A 14,721-nucleotide genomic window follows, 5' to 3' on the forward strand; every position below is an offset into this window, starting at 1 on the left:
AGAGGCACCAGAGGCACCAGAGGCACCAGAGGCACCAGAGGCACCAGAGGCACCAGAGGCACCAGAGGCACCAGAGGCACCAGAGGCACCAGAGGCACCAGAGGTTCCGACGGTGACTGCCCCTGAGGAGCCATGGACCCCGGCCCCGGCCCCGGCCTCGGAGACCTCGGAGGAGACAAGCCCGGCGCTGCTCGTCGTGTCGCCGCCGGACCCCTCGGGGTGACCGACGGCGTGCATCAGGAACACGCCGAGCGCGAGCACGACGACGAGCAGAAGGTGCGCCAGCGCACCCTCCGTCCGTAGCCCGCGTCCCGCCCGGTGTGCACGCACAGTCATGAACCTCCCGCGCCGAATATACCGCGAGGGGGTATCAAGGCGATGTGAGGCCCCACCGGGTGGGGAAGCGGTGCGCGGCTGTGGCAGTTGGCCGAGCCGTAGCCGTAGCCGTAGCCGTAGCCGTAGCCGTACGGGCCAGGGCGCGTACGGCTACGAGTGCGCCCCGGGTCCCGTGACGGGACCCGGGGCGCGTGTGGCGAGGCCGGGGCGGTGCGTCGGCTCAGATGTCCGGCGTCTCGCCCGCCATCGCGGCGGCCAGCCGCAGATGCGGTGTGGCCTCGTCCTGACGGCCCTGGCGCTCCAGGGTGCGGCCGAGCATCAGCCGGGCGTACTGCTCGACCGGGTCGCGCTCCAGGACCGCGAGCAGCTCGGTCTCGGCCCGGGAGAGCTGGGCGGAGTGGTAGTAGGCGCGGGCGAGCAGGAGCCGCTGGGCCGTCTGCTCCGGGTGCTCGGCGACGAGGCCCCGCAGGATGCGGACGGCGGTTCCGTACTCCTTCGCGTCGAAGAAGAACTGGGCTCGGTCCCAGCGCTCCGCGGCCGTTCCGAACTCGTAGTACGTGTCGCTCACTTGCTTTCCTTTCCAGCGGCCCGGATCTGCCACGCTGTGTGGCGGTCGACCAGGTCAACAAGCCTGGATGGTTGAACATTCCAGTAGATGGGTCGAGAGTCATGAGCAATCTTGATCGTCAGGCCGCCCTGACCGTGTGCGGCGGGCGCGGGTTCGTCGTCGCCGAGCCGGTACGGGAACTCCTCAGCCCGCGCCGGGTCCGCCTCGGAGAGTCGACCGAGGTCCGCCGCCTGCTCCCCAACCTGGGCCGGAGGATGGTGGGCGCCTGGGCGTTCGTCGACCACTACGGCCCCGACGACATCGCCGAGGAACCGGGTATGCGGGTCCCGCCCCACCCGCACATGGGCCTCCAGACCGTCAGCTGGCTCCATGAGGGCGAGGTCCTGCACCGTGACTCCACCGGCAGCCTCCAGACCGTCCGCCCGCGCGAACTGGGCCTCATGACCTCCGGCCGTGCGATCTCACACTCCGAGGAGAGCCCCCGCCCGCACGCCCGCTTCCTGCACGGCGCCCAGCTCTGGGTCGCCCTTCCCGACGCGCACCGGCACGTCGAACCGCACTTCCAGCACCATGCCGACCTGCCCCGGGTCACCGCGCCCGGCCTCACCGCCACCGTGATCCTCGGCGCCCTCGACGGCGCCGCCTCGCCCGGCACCACGTACACCCCGCTCGTCGGCGCCGACCTCGCGCTGACCTCGGGCACGGAGACGAACCTCCCGCTGGATCCCGACTTCGAGTACGCGGTCCTGGCCATGTCCGGCGAGGCCCACGTCGACGGCGTCCCCGTCCTGCCCGGCTCCATGCTCTACCTCGGCTGCGGCCGTACGGAGCTGCCGCTGCGCGCCGACTCGGACGCGGGCCTGATGCTCCTCGGCGGCGAGCCCTTCGAGGAGGAGATCGTCATGTGGTGGAACTTCGTCGGCCGGTCCGGTGACGAGATCGCGCAGGCGCGGGACGACTGGGAGAAGGGCTCGCGGTTCGGCGAGGTGCACGGCTACGACGGCCCCCGGCTGCCCGCCCCGGACCTGCCCGCCGTCCCGCTGAAGCCGCGCGGACGAGTGCGGTGACCTGGGAGGACGCCCGGCCGGGCTGGCCGCGCTCCCGTCGGTAGCCGCCACGTCTGTACCCCGATCCACCGCCTGTCCGGGGGTCGGGGTCGGGGTCGGGTCGGGGTCGAGGGCCTGCTGGGCTCGGGGGGAGTGTCGAATCCCGTATCGGGCAGATGCCGACCCTTTGCCGGGCTCGGCGACCGCTGTCCGGGATGCTCAGGGAGCGCTATCCGGCCAAAGAATTGACGAGTCCCTGACAATTCAAGGTCCCTGTGGGACCTTCCTTGACGCTCACACCCCCAAGGAGCCGGCCAGAAGGAGCGACATGAGGCAGTTCTCGACACTCTCGTGCGTCACCGCCCTGATCATCGCAGCCACCGCCGGAGCGGCCACGACGGCGACCGCCTTCGGGCCCACCGCGACGCAACAGGTCGACGGCGTGATCGTGGTCGCGGGCAGCACCTGCACCTGGGCCAACGCCCGGACCAGCGCCAACCCGCCCACCGCGCTGTCCATCGACCGCACCAGCATCAACAAGCCGGGCGGCAGCCTGAGCTGTACCGGAGGCGTCACCGCCGCCCTCAACAACAACCCCAACGTCACCTTCGACGACACGGCCGGCTACGCGAAGGCCGACGTCATCGACATCACGGGAACGCAGCTCGGCATCTCCTGCCGCTACAAGGCGACCAATGTCCTGTGGGACCGTGACGGCACCACCCGTAAGTACGTGAACCAGGCGTTCACCGCGACGAAGACCTCCGGCAGCTTCCTCTGCCCGGGATCGGTCACCACCGCCGCCGGTGGCTCCTCCCTGCTCTTCCGCTGACACCCGGTGGACATGACGAAGCCCCCGGCTTGTCCGGATCCCTCCCGGGCGGGGGCTTCGTCGCGGGTCACCGGGACGCGTTCGGCTTCGGGTCAGTAGCCCCAGCGCTGCCCCACGCCGCTGTCCTCGCGGCAGTGGATCGCGCGGCCGTCGGCGCTTCGTCCGGACGTACCGACATCGGCCTTCCGGCATATCTGTCCGGCCTTGTAGCAGTTACCGGCGTTGGACAGGGGATAGCAGTCGGTGGGCTCCTGGGTGGGCTCCGGTGCCGGGGCCTGCGTGCGGGTGCGGGGAGGAGCCGGCGGGGCGGGGGCGGGCTCGGTGGTGGCCGGTGCGGGAGCCTTGGTGGTGGGCTCGGCGGAGGGTGTCGGAGGCGTCCGCGTCGCCGTGGTGGGGTCGGCGCTGGGGGTGACGCTGAGACTCGGGCTCGGCGTCAGCACGGGGCTGGTGCTCGCGCTGGTCGTGGCGCTGGTGCCGGGACCGCTGGTGGGGGTGGCCGGTCCGCAGGCGGCGAGTGACAGGACGGCGGCGACGGCGGTGAGCACGCCCAAATGACGCTTCCTCGCGGTCTTCATCCGGCTGCCGAGCGATCTGACCATGGAGAACTCCCAGGTACTGAGGGTGCTTGAGTGACGATCAAGATACGCATCTTGTTGAAGATGTGAAGATCTTGCGCGTGTCCGACCGGGTCCCCGGACCCCGCTCGCGGGCGGGATCGTGCCTGGAGCGATGCCCGCCCCGTGAACGGCGGGTGCTACGTGCCGAGCCGCTCCACCCACCACGTCGCCTTTGCCGACCTCGCTCGGAGCGGGGTATCTTCGGCCGTCCCGGTTCGCCGGGCCGTGCGCCCCGTCCACCAGCGGCAGGCACTCACCCGTCAGTCCGGTTCACCAGGAAGCCCCCAGCGCGCCCAGGTGCTTCAGGTGCTTCAGAGGCTTCAGGGGCAAGACCGAGGAACGGGTGAGGGAGCTGAGCCCCGTCCCGCTCCGGTGGCGGAGTGCGGCGAGCCGCGCGCAAAGGGGGGCGTACATCCACGGGGGTGCGAGCCACCGGTACACGTACCTCTGCAAGGGATGCCCCGATGACCGTTGAGCACCTGCCAGGAAAGCTGGTCGTCGAGGTGGGTGAGCGTCAGGCGTGGCCCTTCCTCACCTTTCTCGACACCGAGAGCGACCCGGAGCGCGAGCTGCGGCTCTACCTGGACACCTACTGGCTGGTCACGGCGCCCGGTGACGCCGGTTCCGGGCGGGCCGGGGCCCCGGACAACCCGCTGCCGGAGCTGGCCCGCCTCAACAACCGGTACGTGGTGACGGCCGTCGAGAACCCGGACGGGTCGCTCGGCGTCACGTTCGACAACGACCTGACCCTGCGCGTCTCGGGCGAACCCGTCGAGACCACCACCGGCCCGGTCTGGTGGCTCTCCCCGTCCTACGGGGACGGGTGCCGGACCCGGTAGCGGAGGTGGACCACTCCCGAGCCGAGCGTGCGCGACTCCAGCAGTTCCAGGTCCACCCGCCGTTCGTGCCGGGCGAAGAAGGGAAGCCCGCCGCCCACCAGCACCGGGCACACCCTCAGCAGGTATTCGTCGATCAGGCCCGCCCCGGCCGCCTCGGCGGCGAGCGTCGCGCCCCCGATCGCGATGTCGCCCTCCCCGGGCTCGGCCCGCAAGCGCCGGATCTCCTCCGCCAGACCGCCGGTGGCCAGCCGGGCGTTGCCCCGCACGGTGGACAGCGTGGTGGAGAACACCACCTTGGGCAGCGGATTCCAGATCGCGGCCCATTCGCGCATCGAGGCGTCGAGCGAAGGGTCCTGATCGGCCGTCTCCCAGTACAGCATCGTCTCGTACAGCCGTCTGCCCAGCAGATGGACGCCGACGTCCCGGATCTCGTCGATGACGAGGCGGGAGAACTCCTCGTCGATCGCCGTCCAGTCGAAGGTGCCGTCCGGACCGACGACATAGCCGTCGAGCGAGACACCCATCGAATACGTCACCTTGCGCATCAGCGGTCCTCCTCGTCACTCCCGACCGTACGACGGCGGCACCGCGACGGCTCGCGGGGCGCCTTCCGGCCTGCTGCCGCCGGGCTTCCTCGGCCCGGAGCGTCCCCGCTGTCCTGAGTACCCGTTCCCGCGCCCTCGTCGACACGGCGCCCGGTGCGGGCTTCCTCGACCGGCCCGGTGCTCACGCCGTTCGCAGGGGTGCCGCCGACCTCGTCGGCTGGGTCGTCGTGGGCTCCGGTGCGGGACGGTCCGGCCGGTTCCGGGGCGCATCCGGGGCCCGGTCCGCCGAGCGGGGTGCGCGCCGGGGCCTTTCCGATGCAGACTCGCTCCCGCACAGCGCCCTCACCGCCCGAGCGCCCCACACCGCCGTCGACGGGTCCAGCGATGAACTCCGCCTCAGCCGCCCTCCTCCCGGTCGACGTCTCCCTCGGCGTCGTCCTCGGACTGCTCCTCGCCGTCGCGGTCGTGGTGACCGCCGTCGCCCGGCTCTCTCCTGACCAGGGTTCCGGGCGGGCCCGCGAAGCCGCCGTCGCGGGCATCAGGGCGGCCCTGCAACTGGCGGCGGTCTCCCTGGTCATCGGCTGGGTCGTCGCCTCGCCCACCGGCCTGCCCGCCTTCCTGCTGCTGATGTACGGGGTCGCCGTGCGCACCGCGGGCCGCAGGGTCACCTCCGACGCCACCTGGTGGTGGACGGCGGTGCCGATCGCCACGGGGGTCGCCCCGGTCGTCGTCCTGCTGCTCGTCACCGGCCTGCTGCCGCCGCGCGGCATCGCGCTCATCCCCGTCACCGGCATCCTCATCGGCGGCGCGCTCACCGCGACGGTCCTCGCCGGACGCCAGAGCCTGTCCGTCCTCGCCCAGCGCCACGGCGAGGTCGAGGCCGGGCTCGCCCTCGGACTGAGCGGACGGGACGCCCGGATCGAGATCGCCCGGCCCGCGGCGGCCGACGCCCTGGTCCCGGGCCTGGACCAGACCCGTACGGTCGGCCTGGTCACCCTGCCCGGCGCGTTCGTCGGAATGCTCCTGGGCGGAGCCGACCCCCTCACCGCGGGGGTCGTCCAGCTGTTCGTCCTCGTCGCCCTCATGGCCGTCCAGGCCGTCGCGGTGACCGTCACCCTGGAACTGGTCGTCCGCTCCCGTCTCACCGCCCCGCCGCCCACCGCCGTCCCCGCACCCGGGCGGGCGGGGGCGCAACGGTGGTACGGCCTCCGCCCCGGAGCCGGGCCCCGGCCCACCACCGCACGCGGCTCCCGGGAGAAAGGGGACGGACGCCCTGAGGAGGGCTGAGCCCAAGGGCCGGAGCGCCCCGCACGGGACCCTACGGGGCCCGGGCCCACACCGTGCCCGGGACCGAGAGCCGCCACAGGGCCACCGCACCCGCCACGAGCAGCGTCAGCGCCACGGCCAGGACGAGGGAGACGCCGACCTTCAGGAGCAGGGCCCCGGCCAGGGCGCCGAGGAACATCGCCAGTACGGACAGGATCCGGCGACCGGGCCGGGGCGCCGCCCCGCGGGACGTGCCGGAGTCGGCGGCGATCCCGGTCAGGGTGAGGGTGAGGACGGTCGTCGTCAGGTCCGGGACGCCGAGCCGCCGGGCGACCGCGTTCTGCAGCCCCATGCCCAGTCCGAGGAGCACGATCAGGGTGTACCGGACGGCGGCGGTCGTACCGTCGTGTCCCGCGAGGGCCGTGCCGAGGGCCCCGGCGAACAGCACCGCCTGTACGGCCATGGCCCCCGCCAGCAGCCGCCCCCGGTGCCCGCCGAACCGTACGCCGAAGCGGCCCCCGGCGACCGCGCCCGTGAGGAAGGCCGCGAGGGAGACCACCGAGGCCAGGGCCGACAGACCGCCCGCGCCCGCCAGGGCGAAGCCGAGGAACACCACGTTGCCCGTCATGTTGGCGACGAAGACGTGCCCGAGCCCCAGATAGCTCACCGCGTCCACCAGACCCGTCACGACCGTGAGGGCCAGCATCAACGGCGGCAGCGGACCGTGCCGGTCCCCCTTCGAGGGGACCAGCGTGCGGGCCGCGTCGGCCAGCAGTGCGCGCATTCCCGACCGCTCCTTCCTCGACGGTCCGCCGCCCGCCGCCCGTGGAGGACGGGCCGGTGGACGCGAGCCTCCGGCGACGACCCCGGGGAAGCGCGGAAGCCCGTACTCATCGTGGTGTCCCCGTCGCCCGTCGCGCCACCCGACGGCCACGGCGACGAGCGCCCTGAACAGGGGGCGGACGGGCCGCGAGCCTCTCCGCGCTCTCCCGTCAGACCGCGTCCCCGCCCGGACCCGGCGGGGACGCGAAACGCACCGGGGCCTGGAAGCGGGCCTTGCGGGCGGCACGGCGGAAGACCGTGAGGACGGCCGGGCCCGCCAGGGTGACGGCGACGAAGTTGGTGACGGCCCGGCCCGTGTCCCAGCCGAGGGACGTGGCCAGGTCGAAGGCGACGTACCGCTGGAACTGCTCGGTGAAGGGCAGCCCGGGAAGATAGGCGATGGAGCTGTTCGGGTCCAGGGAGAAGGGCCAGAAGGACAGGTTCAGGAGGAACCCGAAGAGATAGCCGGAGAGCGAGCCGTACACCGCCAGCATCGCGATCTCCCGGCGCCCCGTGGCCTTCGGGAGGAAACCCGCGAGCATCCCGACGAAGGCGCAGCCGAACATCTGGTACGGCATCCAGGGCCCGACCCCGCCGGTGATCAGCGCCGAGGCGAAGAGGGAGGTGCAGCCGAGGGTGAACCCGAAGCCGGGTCCGTACACCCGGCCCGCGAGCACCAGGACGAAGAACACCGTCTCGATGCCCGCCGTGCCCGCCCCGAGCGGGCGGATCGCCGCGTTGACCGCCGAGAGCACCCCCAGCATGGCCAGGGCCTTGGAGTCGATGCCGCCCTCGGCGATCTCCGAGATCACCACGGACAGCACGATCACGAGCAGGACGCCGAAGATGAGGGGAGGGGCGTAGTGCGAGCCGAACTTGCCCGGCGCGACCAGGAAGGGCCAGAAGAACGCGACCACGCCGAGGAAGGACGCCAGGGCGATGACGACCCCGGCCCGCGCGCGGATGCGGATGGCCGTGGTGCGCCCGCTCACGCGTCCGGGTCCGTTCCGTCGGCGCCGAGCACGGCGGCCACCTGGTCCACCGTGAGGAAGGGCAGCGGGGCCAGGATCTTCGCGGTCTGCGGGGCGAAGACGGGGGAGGCGACGATGACCTCCGCGGTGGGCCCGTCCGCGACGACGTCCCCCTCGGCCATGACCACGACCCGGTCGGCGGACCGGGCGACGAACTCCACGTCGTGGGTGGAGACGACGACGGAGCGCCCCTCGGCGGCGAGCGAGTCCACGATGCCGGTCAACGCGCCCTTGGCACGGTAGTCGAGACCCCGGGTGGGTTCGTCGAGCAGCAGGACCCGGGGGGCCGCGGCGAGCTGGATCGCCAGGACGAGCGCCAGTTTCTGACCCTCCGACAGATCCCGGGGATGGCTGGTGTCGGGGATGCCGGGGGCCAGCCGGTCCAGCAGGGCACGGGCCGTGACGCCCCCGTCCGTGACCCCCGACTCGGCGTCCGCCTGGGCGAGTTCCTGCTTGACGCTCTCCAGATAGAGGAGATCCGTGGGGGTCTGCGGCACCAGCCCGACGAGCCGCCGGGCCTCGGCCGCCGGTACCTTCCGGGGGTCGCGCGCCTTCGCGGCGCCGTCGCTCCCCACCGACACCGAGCCCGACCTGCGGGGGCCGGAGCCCTGGAGCGCCCACAGCAGGGAGGACTTGCCGGACCCGTTGCGCCCCATCAGGGCGGTGACCTCCCCGCCGTACAGGTCGAGATCGACCTCCCGGACGGCGGGCACGCCCTGGTACGACACGGTGACGCCCCGGGCGGTGAGGAGGGCGGCGCGGTCCGGGTCCGGCGCGGTCCGCACCGGAGGGGGAGGCGTGTCGCGCAGCCGGGCCCGCAGGGGGGCCGCGGCCCGGCGGGCGTCGCGGACCGAGAGGGGCAGCGGCGACCAGGCGGCGCTCCGGCCGAGTTCGACGATGGGCGGGGCGATGGACGAGGTGCGGAAGATCTCCGCGGGCGGCCCGGAGACCACCCGTCCGTCCCCGGGGAGGTGGATGACGCGGTCCGCGTACTGCACCACCCGTTCCAGCCGGTGCTCGGCGAGCAGGACGGTGACGCCGAGGTCGTGGACGAGCCGGGTGACGGCGGCGAGGACCTCCTCGGCGGCCGTGGGGTCCAGGGCCGAGGTGGGTTCGTCGAGGACGAGGACCCGGGGGTGCGCGGTCAGGACGGAGCCGATGGCGACGCGCTGCTGCTGGCCGCCGGACAGCTCGTGCAGGGCCCGGTGGCGCAGGTCCGCCAGACCGAGCAGGTCGAGGGTCTCCTCCACCCGCTTCCGCATCGTCGCCGGAGGGACGGCCAACTGTTCCATCGCGTAGGCGAGTTCCTCCTCGACGGTGTCGGTGACGAAGCCGTCGAGCGGGTCCTGCCCGACGACACCGACGACATCGGCGAGTTCGCGCGGCGGATGGCTCGCGGTGTCGCGCCCGTCGACGGTGACGGTGCCGTACAGGGTGCCGCCCGTGAAGTGCGGGACGAGACCGTTGACGGCGCCGAGGAGGGTGGACTTCCCGACGCCGGTGTGGCCGACGACGAGGCAGAGTTCGCCCTCCTCCACCGTGAGGTCCACGTCCCGCAGGACGGGCTCGGCCGTGTCCTCGTACCGGACGGTGACCTGGTCGAAGGTGATCACATGACTTCCTCGGTGCGCTGCGGAGGGACGGCCGGCCGGACGGGCGGGCCCGGGGGCGGGGCCAGGAACCCGGCGGCCCCGGCCAGCAGGATCGCGGCGGCCGGTACGGGGGGAAGGGTGGGCCAACTGAGCGGATAGATCGACGGGTTCAGCTCGGCGGCGTCGAAGCCCGCCCCGCCGAAGAGCAGTACGGCGGACAGCACCCCGCACCCGGCGACGCCCCACTCGGCGGCCCGCCAGGGGTCGGGCCGGTAGGTGGTGCGGGTGACCCGACGCCCGCCGAGCCGGAGCCCGGCCACGCACAGCCCGGTCCCCGCCGCGAGCGCGGGGAAGCCGAGCAGGGCGGGCGCGGTGGCGTCGAGGAGCCCGTACGCGCCCGCGCACAGGCCGCACATGCCGAGCAGCATCAGGGCGCCGGTGGCCCGGCGGGAGCGGCGGGTGGCGGTCCCGGCCCGGCCGTAGCCCCGGGAGTCCATGGCGGCGGCGAGCCGCAGGGACCGCTCCAGGGCGTCTTCGAGGACCGGGACGATGATGCCCCGCAGCGCGCGCAGCCCCTTGGAGCGTCCGGCGCGCAGCCGCCGCGCCCGGTGCACCCGCTGGACGCTCTGGACGAGTTGGGGCGCCACGCTGAGCGAGACGGTGACGGCGACGCCGAGTTCGTACAGCGCGCCCGGCAGGACGCGCAGGGCCCGCTTGGGGTTGGCGAGGGTGTTCGCGGCGCCGACGCAGCAGAGCATGGCGGCGAGCCGGAGTCCGTCGGTCGCGGCGGAGAGCAGCGCCTCCAGGGAGACCGGGCCGCCGATCTGGATGCCCGCGTACCAGTCGGGGGTGGGGACGTGCGGGAGGGCGAAGAGGAAGTGGTCGTGGGGGGTGATCCCGGTGGCGAAGACCGCGCGGAAGACGACCCGGAGGGCCACCACGGTGAGGGCGAGGTACAGGTAGTACTTGAAGCCGCGCGCCCAGGGGGCTTCGGTGCGGCGCACGGTGATGACGTATCCGAGGACGGCGAGGACCAGGAAGAGCAGCAGCGGGTTGTTCGTGCGGCTGACGGCGGTGGCGAGGGCCAGGGCCCAGATCCACCAGGCGACCGGGTGCAGGGTGCGGGGCAGACGGCGGCCCCCCGCGTCCGGCGCGAGGCCGGACGCGGACGGCTCGGTGGCTGCCGAGGGGGTGCGGGGCACGCGTTACTCCGTACGGCGGCGGCGCTTGGCCGCGAAGACGGCGGCGGCGCCGATCAGCAGCCCCAGCACCCCGGTGACGGCGGCGGGCACGTACGAGCCCGCGTCGTGGGAGGCGTCGGCGGCGGGCGCCGCGTCCACCACCCTGGGGCCGGGGGCGACGGGGGGAGCGGAGGACGGCGGCGGCACGGGGGCGGTCGTCGACGGGCTCGGCGACGGGCTGTGCGCAGGGGACGGGGTCCGTGACACCGGAGGGGAAGGCGTCTTCTTCGGAGGCGCTGTCGTCGGGGGAGGGGTGGGATCGGCCGGTGGCGGATTCTCCGGGGCGGGCCCGGTGCCGACGTCCGGCGGCAGCGGCGGCGCGGTCCTGTGGTCCTCGGGCACGGGCGTGCCGCCCCCCGTGGGCCGGGTGTTCTTCGCTCGGAGCTGGTCGGGGGTGAGGGTGGGGCGGCCCCGGGTGCCCTCGATGTCGGTGCCGCCGAAGATCCACAGGTCGACGCTGCCCGGCTTCGGCCGGTAGAGCATGGCGCCGAGCTGGCTGTACGTCCAGGTGTTCCGGCCCGGGTCGGCGTGCCAGTACGACCAGTACGCGGAGGCGGGCGGGGTGAGGACGCAGTCGTCCTGGCGGGGGGTCGGGTACTGCTTGCCGCCCTGGTGGCCGCTGTAGCCGATGCGGCAGATGAAGGCGGGGCCGTCGTGGCCGGTGCCGGTGGTCCGCCAGCCGCCCTGGTTCAGGAGTTCGTAGCCGGTGGTGGGTGTCGTGCCGCACGAGCGGTAGACGGGCCCGCCCCAGTGGCTGAAGTCGACGGCGAGGACGGCGCCCGACGAGGTGGTGCACCGGCCCATCGGCTGCGGGGCGGCCCCCGCCGGGGCCGTGGTGGTGCCGAGGGCCGCCACCGTCAGACCCAGCGCGGTGGCCGTACGGGCGAGGGCGCGCGGGGCGCGGCGGGCGGTCACGCTGGGCCCCCGTCGGTGGCGCGGTCGGGTGCGGGTGCGGGTGTCGGGTCGTCGTCGGTGGCGCGGCCGGACCCGGCGGTCCGGTCGCTGTCGGTCGTACGGCCGGGTGTGGGCCTCGGCCCGCTCTTGGTCGTACGGCCGGATGTGGGCCTCGGCCCGCCCTTGGTCGTACGGCGGCCCGGTGTGGGCCTCGGTCCGCCGTCGGTCCTGTGGCCGGGTGCGGGCGTCGGGCCTTCGGTGGCTGTGCGGTGGAACCGGGTGGTCCGGGTCGTGACCCAGCCGCCGAGGACCAGGAGGACGGCCGCGACGGCGAGGCCGGTGACCTGGGAGCCGGTCGCGGCGAGGCTGCCGCCGCCGGTGCCCCCGGTGCCTCCGGGCTCCTCGCCCGCGGTGATGATCCGTGGGGTGGAGGGGGTGGGCTCCGGGGCGGTGCTCGGGACGGGCCGGGCGGTGGTGCCGCTCAGGTCACGGGTCAGGGTGCCGAAGGAGACGCCGGTGGCTCCGCCGACCGCCTGGGTGGAGGCGCGGACGTCCGATCCGGGCTGGCCGCCCTTGACGACGTTGAAGCCGCCGTCCTCGTTCTGCTGCGAGGCGAGGAACTTCCGGGCCTTCGCGATCTGGGCCGGGTACTTCCCGGCGTCCAGCGACAGGCCCTGGACGGCGAGGGCGGCGGAGTTCACCGAGTTCCCGGAGGCGCCCGTGAAGCCGCCGTCGGGGAGCTGCTGGGCGGCCAGCCAGGCGAGCGACTTGTCCACGGCGGCCTGGGATCCGGCGTCGGGCAGCAGGTCCAGGGCCATCGCGGCCATCGCGGTCGAGTCGGCCTCGACGGCGCTCGGCTCGCCGATGAGGCTGGGCCAGGCACCGGTGGACGGGTCCTGGAGGCTCTTGAGATAGGCGATGGCCCCGGACGCGGCGGCCGTCTCGCCCGCCCGGACCTGGGCGATGACACCGAGGGACTGGGAGAAGACCGAGGTGGCGTACGTGTAGTTGCCCTTGCCCGCGCACTTGCGGGGTTCGGCGGGGGTCGCCGCCGGGCAGACGCCCTCGGCCAGGGCGGCGATCAGGTCCCGCCCGCCGAAGTCGCGCGGGTCGCGGCCCACGGACTCGGCGAGCACCGCCGCCTTGCCGATGAAGCCGCCGCCGGCGTACTTGGTCCCGATCTTCGTCCAGTCGTGGACCCCCCGGCCCGAGGCGTCCTCGCCGCCCTTGTCGAGGAAGTCGACGATGTCGCGCAGGGTGGCGTCGTCGTGGCCGGTGGCGGCGAGCGCGTAGGCGCCGTCGATGGTCAGGCCGTAGTCCGCGAAGCGGGGACTGCCCTCGTAGTACCGGCCCTGGACCAGGCGTTTGTGGTCGGTGAGGAAGGCCGAGCCCTTCCTCAGGTCCGGGCCCTCACCGGCCGGGGGAGCGGTGGGTCCCGTCGTGGGCGGCCCCGTGGGGGGTGTGGTCGGCGGGGTCGGGGGCTCCGGGGTGGTCAGCGTCACCAGATCGCTCCTGGCGCCCGCGACGACGGCCGCGGTGGTGGCGTAGAGCAGCGGGTCGGTGGTCCCCTCCTCGAAGGCGAAGCCACCGCCCGGGAGTTGCTGACGGGAGAGCCAGGAGACCGCCGCGTCGGCGTGCGCCGGGTCGCCCAGGGCCCGCAGGGTCTGGGCCACCCAGCCGGTGGCGTGGGCGCTGCCCGGGACGCTGTACGAGGCGGCGGGCCAGGCGCCCGTCCTGAACTGGGCCTTCTTGAGCGAGGAACGGGCCCTGGTCACCGCGGGGGTGTGGCCGCCCGCCGTCTGGAGCGCGAGGGCGACGAGGGCGGTGCTTCCGGCCTCGCTCTCGCACACCTGGCCGTCCAGGATCAGGAAGCTGGGGAACCCGCCGTCGTCGCACTGGAGTTCGGCGAGCCGGGTCACGGCGTCGGCCGGTGGTTTCGCGCCGCCGCTCAGCAGCGCGATCACGGCCAGGGCCTGGCCCTCGGTCTGTCCGGTGCCGCGGAAGTCGCCCCGGGTCGCGCAGCCGGGGACGGGCTGCGGCGCGTCGGAGCCGCTGAGGCAGACGTTCGCCAGCAGATCGCCGAGGAGGTCGTGGCCGCCGAAGGCCCGGGGGTCCTTGCCGGTGGCCTCGGCGACGAGCGCGAGGCGGGCGGCGGCGGTGGCGTCGGGTGCCTCGTCCTTCCCCGCCGGGTAGGCGTACGCCTCGGTGTGCTCGGTCCTGCCCAGGTAGTCGGCGATCCTGCGGGGCGTCGGGTTCGCGTCGCCGAGGGAGGCCAGCGCGTAGGCGACCTCGGTGGTGGCGAGGTAGTTCGGCGCCGGGTCGCCCTCGACGACGACCCGCTGCCCGTTCGTCAGCCGCTCGGTGAGCCAGCGGGTCGCGGCGGTCAGGTCGACTTTCCCGGGGGGCACGTTCGGCGCGGCCGGGTCGCCGGGGGCGGGCGGGTCGCCGCCCGGCGGGCGGACGTCGTCGGGAGTGAAGGTGGGGCGGCCCTTGGTGCCGCCGATGTCGGTGCCGCCGAACACCCAGGCGTCCACGTCGCCGGGCTCGAGGGTGCGTGACGTGGCGCCCAGCGGGCTGTACGTCCACTTCCGCTGGCCGGGGGAGGCGATCCAGTACGACCAGTAGGCGGTGGCCTGCGGGGTGAGGACGCAGTCCTCCTCGGCGGGGGTCGGGTGCTGCTTGCCGTTCTTGAAGCCGCTGTTGCCGATGCGGCAGATGAACCCGGGACCGTCGTGTCCCGTCCCGGTGGTGCCGAACCCGCCGGACCTGAGCAGTTCGTAGCCGGTGGTGGGGGTGAGGTCGCAGCCGCGCACCACCGGGCCGCCCCAGTGGCCGAAGTCCACGGCGACGACGGCGCCCTTCGTGCGGGTGCACTTCTCGGCCGGAGCGGCCTCCGCCGCCGGGGCCCGCGTGAGGAACACCACTCCGGCGCCGAGCGTCAGGAAGGTGGCGGTCAGCAGGGACAGCGGTCGCCGTCCCGCTCCCGACCGGCGTTTCGCCTGTTGTTCGGTCCCCACCGCGGCCCCTCGTCTCTGCCGGGCGGCTGCGTGCGTGGCGATGCGCCCCCACACGGCCGTGGTGCCACGGGGAGG

14 protein-coding genes are annotated in these 14,721 nt (G+C 74.0%); 5 read left to right on the forward strand and 9 right to left on the reverse strand.

What is annotated here, in order from left to right; genetic code table 11:
- The first annotated feature begins 132 nt into the window (after positions 1-132).
- Complete coding sequence (locus tag ACFXGN_RS03335) at positions 133-303, forward strand: hypothetical protein (protein WP_384852756.1); 171 nt, start codon at positions 133-135, stop codon at positions 301-303.
- Between the two features lie 253 nt (positions 304-556).
- Here the strand turns inward: ACFXGN_RS03335 and ACFXGN_RS03340 are convergent, their stop codons facing one another.
- Entirely contained in the window at positions 557-904 is a 348-nt protein-coding gene (locus ACFXGN_RS03340) for a tetratricopeptide repeat protein (protein WP_384852759.1), read from the reverse strand.
- A 101-nt stretch (positions 905-1,005) separates the two neighbouring features.
- Between ACFXGN_RS03340 and ACFXGN_RS03345 the strand changes: the two genes are divergently transcribed.
- Both ACFXGN_RS03345 and ACFXGN_RS03350 read left to right on the forward strand, forming a co-directional pair.
- Positions 1,006-1,971: a pirin family protein gene (locus tag ACFXGN_RS03345; RefSeq protein ID WP_384852761.1), complete on the forward strand. Its 966-nt coding sequence runs from the start codon at positions 1,006-1,008 to the stop codon at positions 1,969-1,971.
- A gap of 307 nt (positions 1,972-2,278) precedes the next feature.
- A complete protein-coding gene (locus tag ACFXGN_RS03350; protein WP_384852764.1) occupies positions 2,279-2,782 on the forward strand; it encodes a hypothetical protein in 504 nt (167 codons plus the stop codon).
- 92 nt (positions 2,783-2,874) lie between these two features.
- On the opposite strand, the gene ACFXGN_RS03355 is transcribed toward ACFXGN_RS03350, so the two are convergent.
- Entirely contained in the window at positions 2,875-3,381 is a 507-nt protein-coding gene (locus ACFXGN_RS03355) for a hypothetical protein (protein ID WP_384852767.1), read from the reverse strand.
- Between the two features lie 482 nt (positions 3,382-3,863).
- On the opposite strand from ACFXGN_RS03355, the gene ACFXGN_RS03360 reads away from it, so the two are divergent.
- On the forward strand, positions 3,864-4,238 hold the full coding sequence (locus ACFXGN_RS03360; protein WP_384852768.1) for a hypothetical protein: 375 nt from the start codon (positions 3,864-3,866) through the stop codon (positions 4,236-4,238).
- Here the strand turns inward: ACFXGN_RS03360 and ACFXGN_RS03365 are convergent.
- A complete protein-coding gene (locus ACFXGN_RS03365; RefSeq protein ID WP_384852771.1) occupies positions 4,211-4,783 on the reverse strand; it encodes a dihydrofolate reductase family protein in 573 nt (190 codons plus the stop codon). The two genes, ACFXGN_RS03360 and ACFXGN_RS03365, sit on opposite strands and share 28 nt — an antisense overlap.
- A gap of 384 nt (positions 4,784-5,167) precedes the next feature.
- On the opposite strand from ACFXGN_RS03365, the gene ACFXGN_RS03370 reads away from it, so the two are divergent.
- On the forward strand, positions 5,168-6,070 hold the full coding sequence (locus ACFXGN_RS03370) for an ABC transporter permease (RefSeq protein ID WP_384852774.1): 903 nt from the start codon (positions 5,168-5,170) through the stop codon (positions 6,068-6,070).
- A gap of 31 nt (positions 6,071-6,101) precedes the next feature.
- On the opposite strand, the gene ACFXGN_RS03375 is transcribed toward ACFXGN_RS03370, so the two are convergent.
- The 6 genes from ACFXGN_RS03375 to ACFXGN_RS03400 all read right to left on the reverse strand — a co-directional run bounded on the left by ACFXGN_RS03375 (position 6,102) and on the right by ACFXGN_RS03400 (position 14,646).
- Positions 6,102-6,833, reverse strand: coding sequence for a YoaK family protein (locus ACFXGN_RS03375; protein WP_384852777.1), 732 nt, complete (start codon positions 6,831-6,833; stop codon positions 6,102-6,104).
- 208 nt (positions 6,834-7,041) lie between these two features.
- Complete coding sequence (locus ACFXGN_RS03380; protein ID WP_384852778.1) at positions 7,042-7,863, reverse strand: ECF transporter S component; 822 nt, start codon at positions 7,861-7,863, stop codon at positions 7,042-7,044.
- Complete coding sequence (locus ACFXGN_RS03385) at positions 7,860-9,515, reverse strand: ABC transporter ATP-binding protein (protein ID WP_384852781.1); 1,656 nt, start codon at positions 9,513-9,515, stop codon at positions 7,860-7,862. The genes ACFXGN_RS03380 and ACFXGN_RS03385 overlap by 4 nt, the downstream gene beginning before the upstream one ends.
- Entirely contained in the window at positions 9,512-10,696 is a 1,185-nt protein-coding gene (locus ACFXGN_RS03390; protein WP_384852784.1) for an energy-coupling factor transporter transmembrane component T, read from the reverse strand. The genes ACFXGN_RS03385 and ACFXGN_RS03390 overlap by 4 nt, the downstream gene beginning before the upstream one ends.
- A gap of 3 nt (positions 10,697-10,699) precedes the next feature.
- Positions 10,700-11,650, reverse strand: coding sequence for a hypothetical protein (locus ACFXGN_RS03395; RefSeq protein ID WP_384852786.1), 951 nt, complete (start codon positions 11,648-11,650; stop codon positions 10,700-10,702).
- Positions 11,647-14,646: a prenyltransferase/squalene oxidase repeat-containing protein gene (locus ACFXGN_RS03400; protein WP_384852789.1), complete on the reverse strand. Its 3,000-nt coding sequence runs from the start codon at positions 14,644-14,646 to the stop codon at positions 11,647-11,649. The genes ACFXGN_RS03395 and ACFXGN_RS03400 overlap by 4 nt, the downstream gene beginning before the upstream one ends.
- Positions 14,647-14,721: the final 75 nt, after the last annotated feature.

The sequence above is a fragment of the Streptomyces sp. NPDC059247 genome (genome assembly GCF_042754005.1).
GTDB lineage: Bacteria > Actinomycetota > Actinomycetes > Streptomycetales > Streptomycetaceae > Streptomyces.

Excerpts from the sequence above, each read along its gene's own strand:
- ACFXGN_RS03335 (WP_384852756.1), top strand. The coding sequence starts at position 133 with ATGGACCCCGGCCCCGGCCCCGGCCTCGGAGACCTCGGAGGAGACAAG.
- ACFXGN_RS03345 (WP_384852761.1), top strand. The coding sequence starts at position 1,006 with ATGAGCAATCTTGATCGTCAGGCCGCCCTGACCGTGTGCGGCGGGCGC.
- ACFXGN_RS03350 (WP_384852764.1), top strand. The coding sequence starts at position 2,279 with ATGAGGCAGTTCTCGACACTCTCGTGCGTCACCGCCCTGATCATCGCA.
- ACFXGN_RS03355 (WP_384852767.1), bottom strand. The coding sequence starts at position 3,381 with ATGGTCAGATCGCTCGGCAGCCGGATGAAGACCGCGAGGAAGCGTCAT.
- ACFXGN_RS03360 (WP_384852768.1), top strand. The coding sequence starts at position 3,864 with ATGACCGTTGAGCACCTGCCAGGAAAGCTGGTCGTCGAGGTGGGTGAG.
- ACFXGN_RS03365 (WP_384852771.1), bottom strand. The coding sequence starts at position 4,783 with ATGCGCAAGGTGACGTATTCGATGGGTGTCTCGCTCGACGGCTATGTC.
- ACFXGN_RS03370 (WP_384852774.1), top strand. The coding sequence starts at position 5,168 with ATGAACTCCGCCTCAGCCGCCCTCCTCCCGGTCGACGTCTCCCTCGGC.
- ACFXGN_RS03375 (WP_384852777.1), bottom strand. The coding sequence starts at position 6,833 with ATGCGCGCACTGCTGGCCGACGCGGCCCGCACGCTGGTCCCCTCGAAG.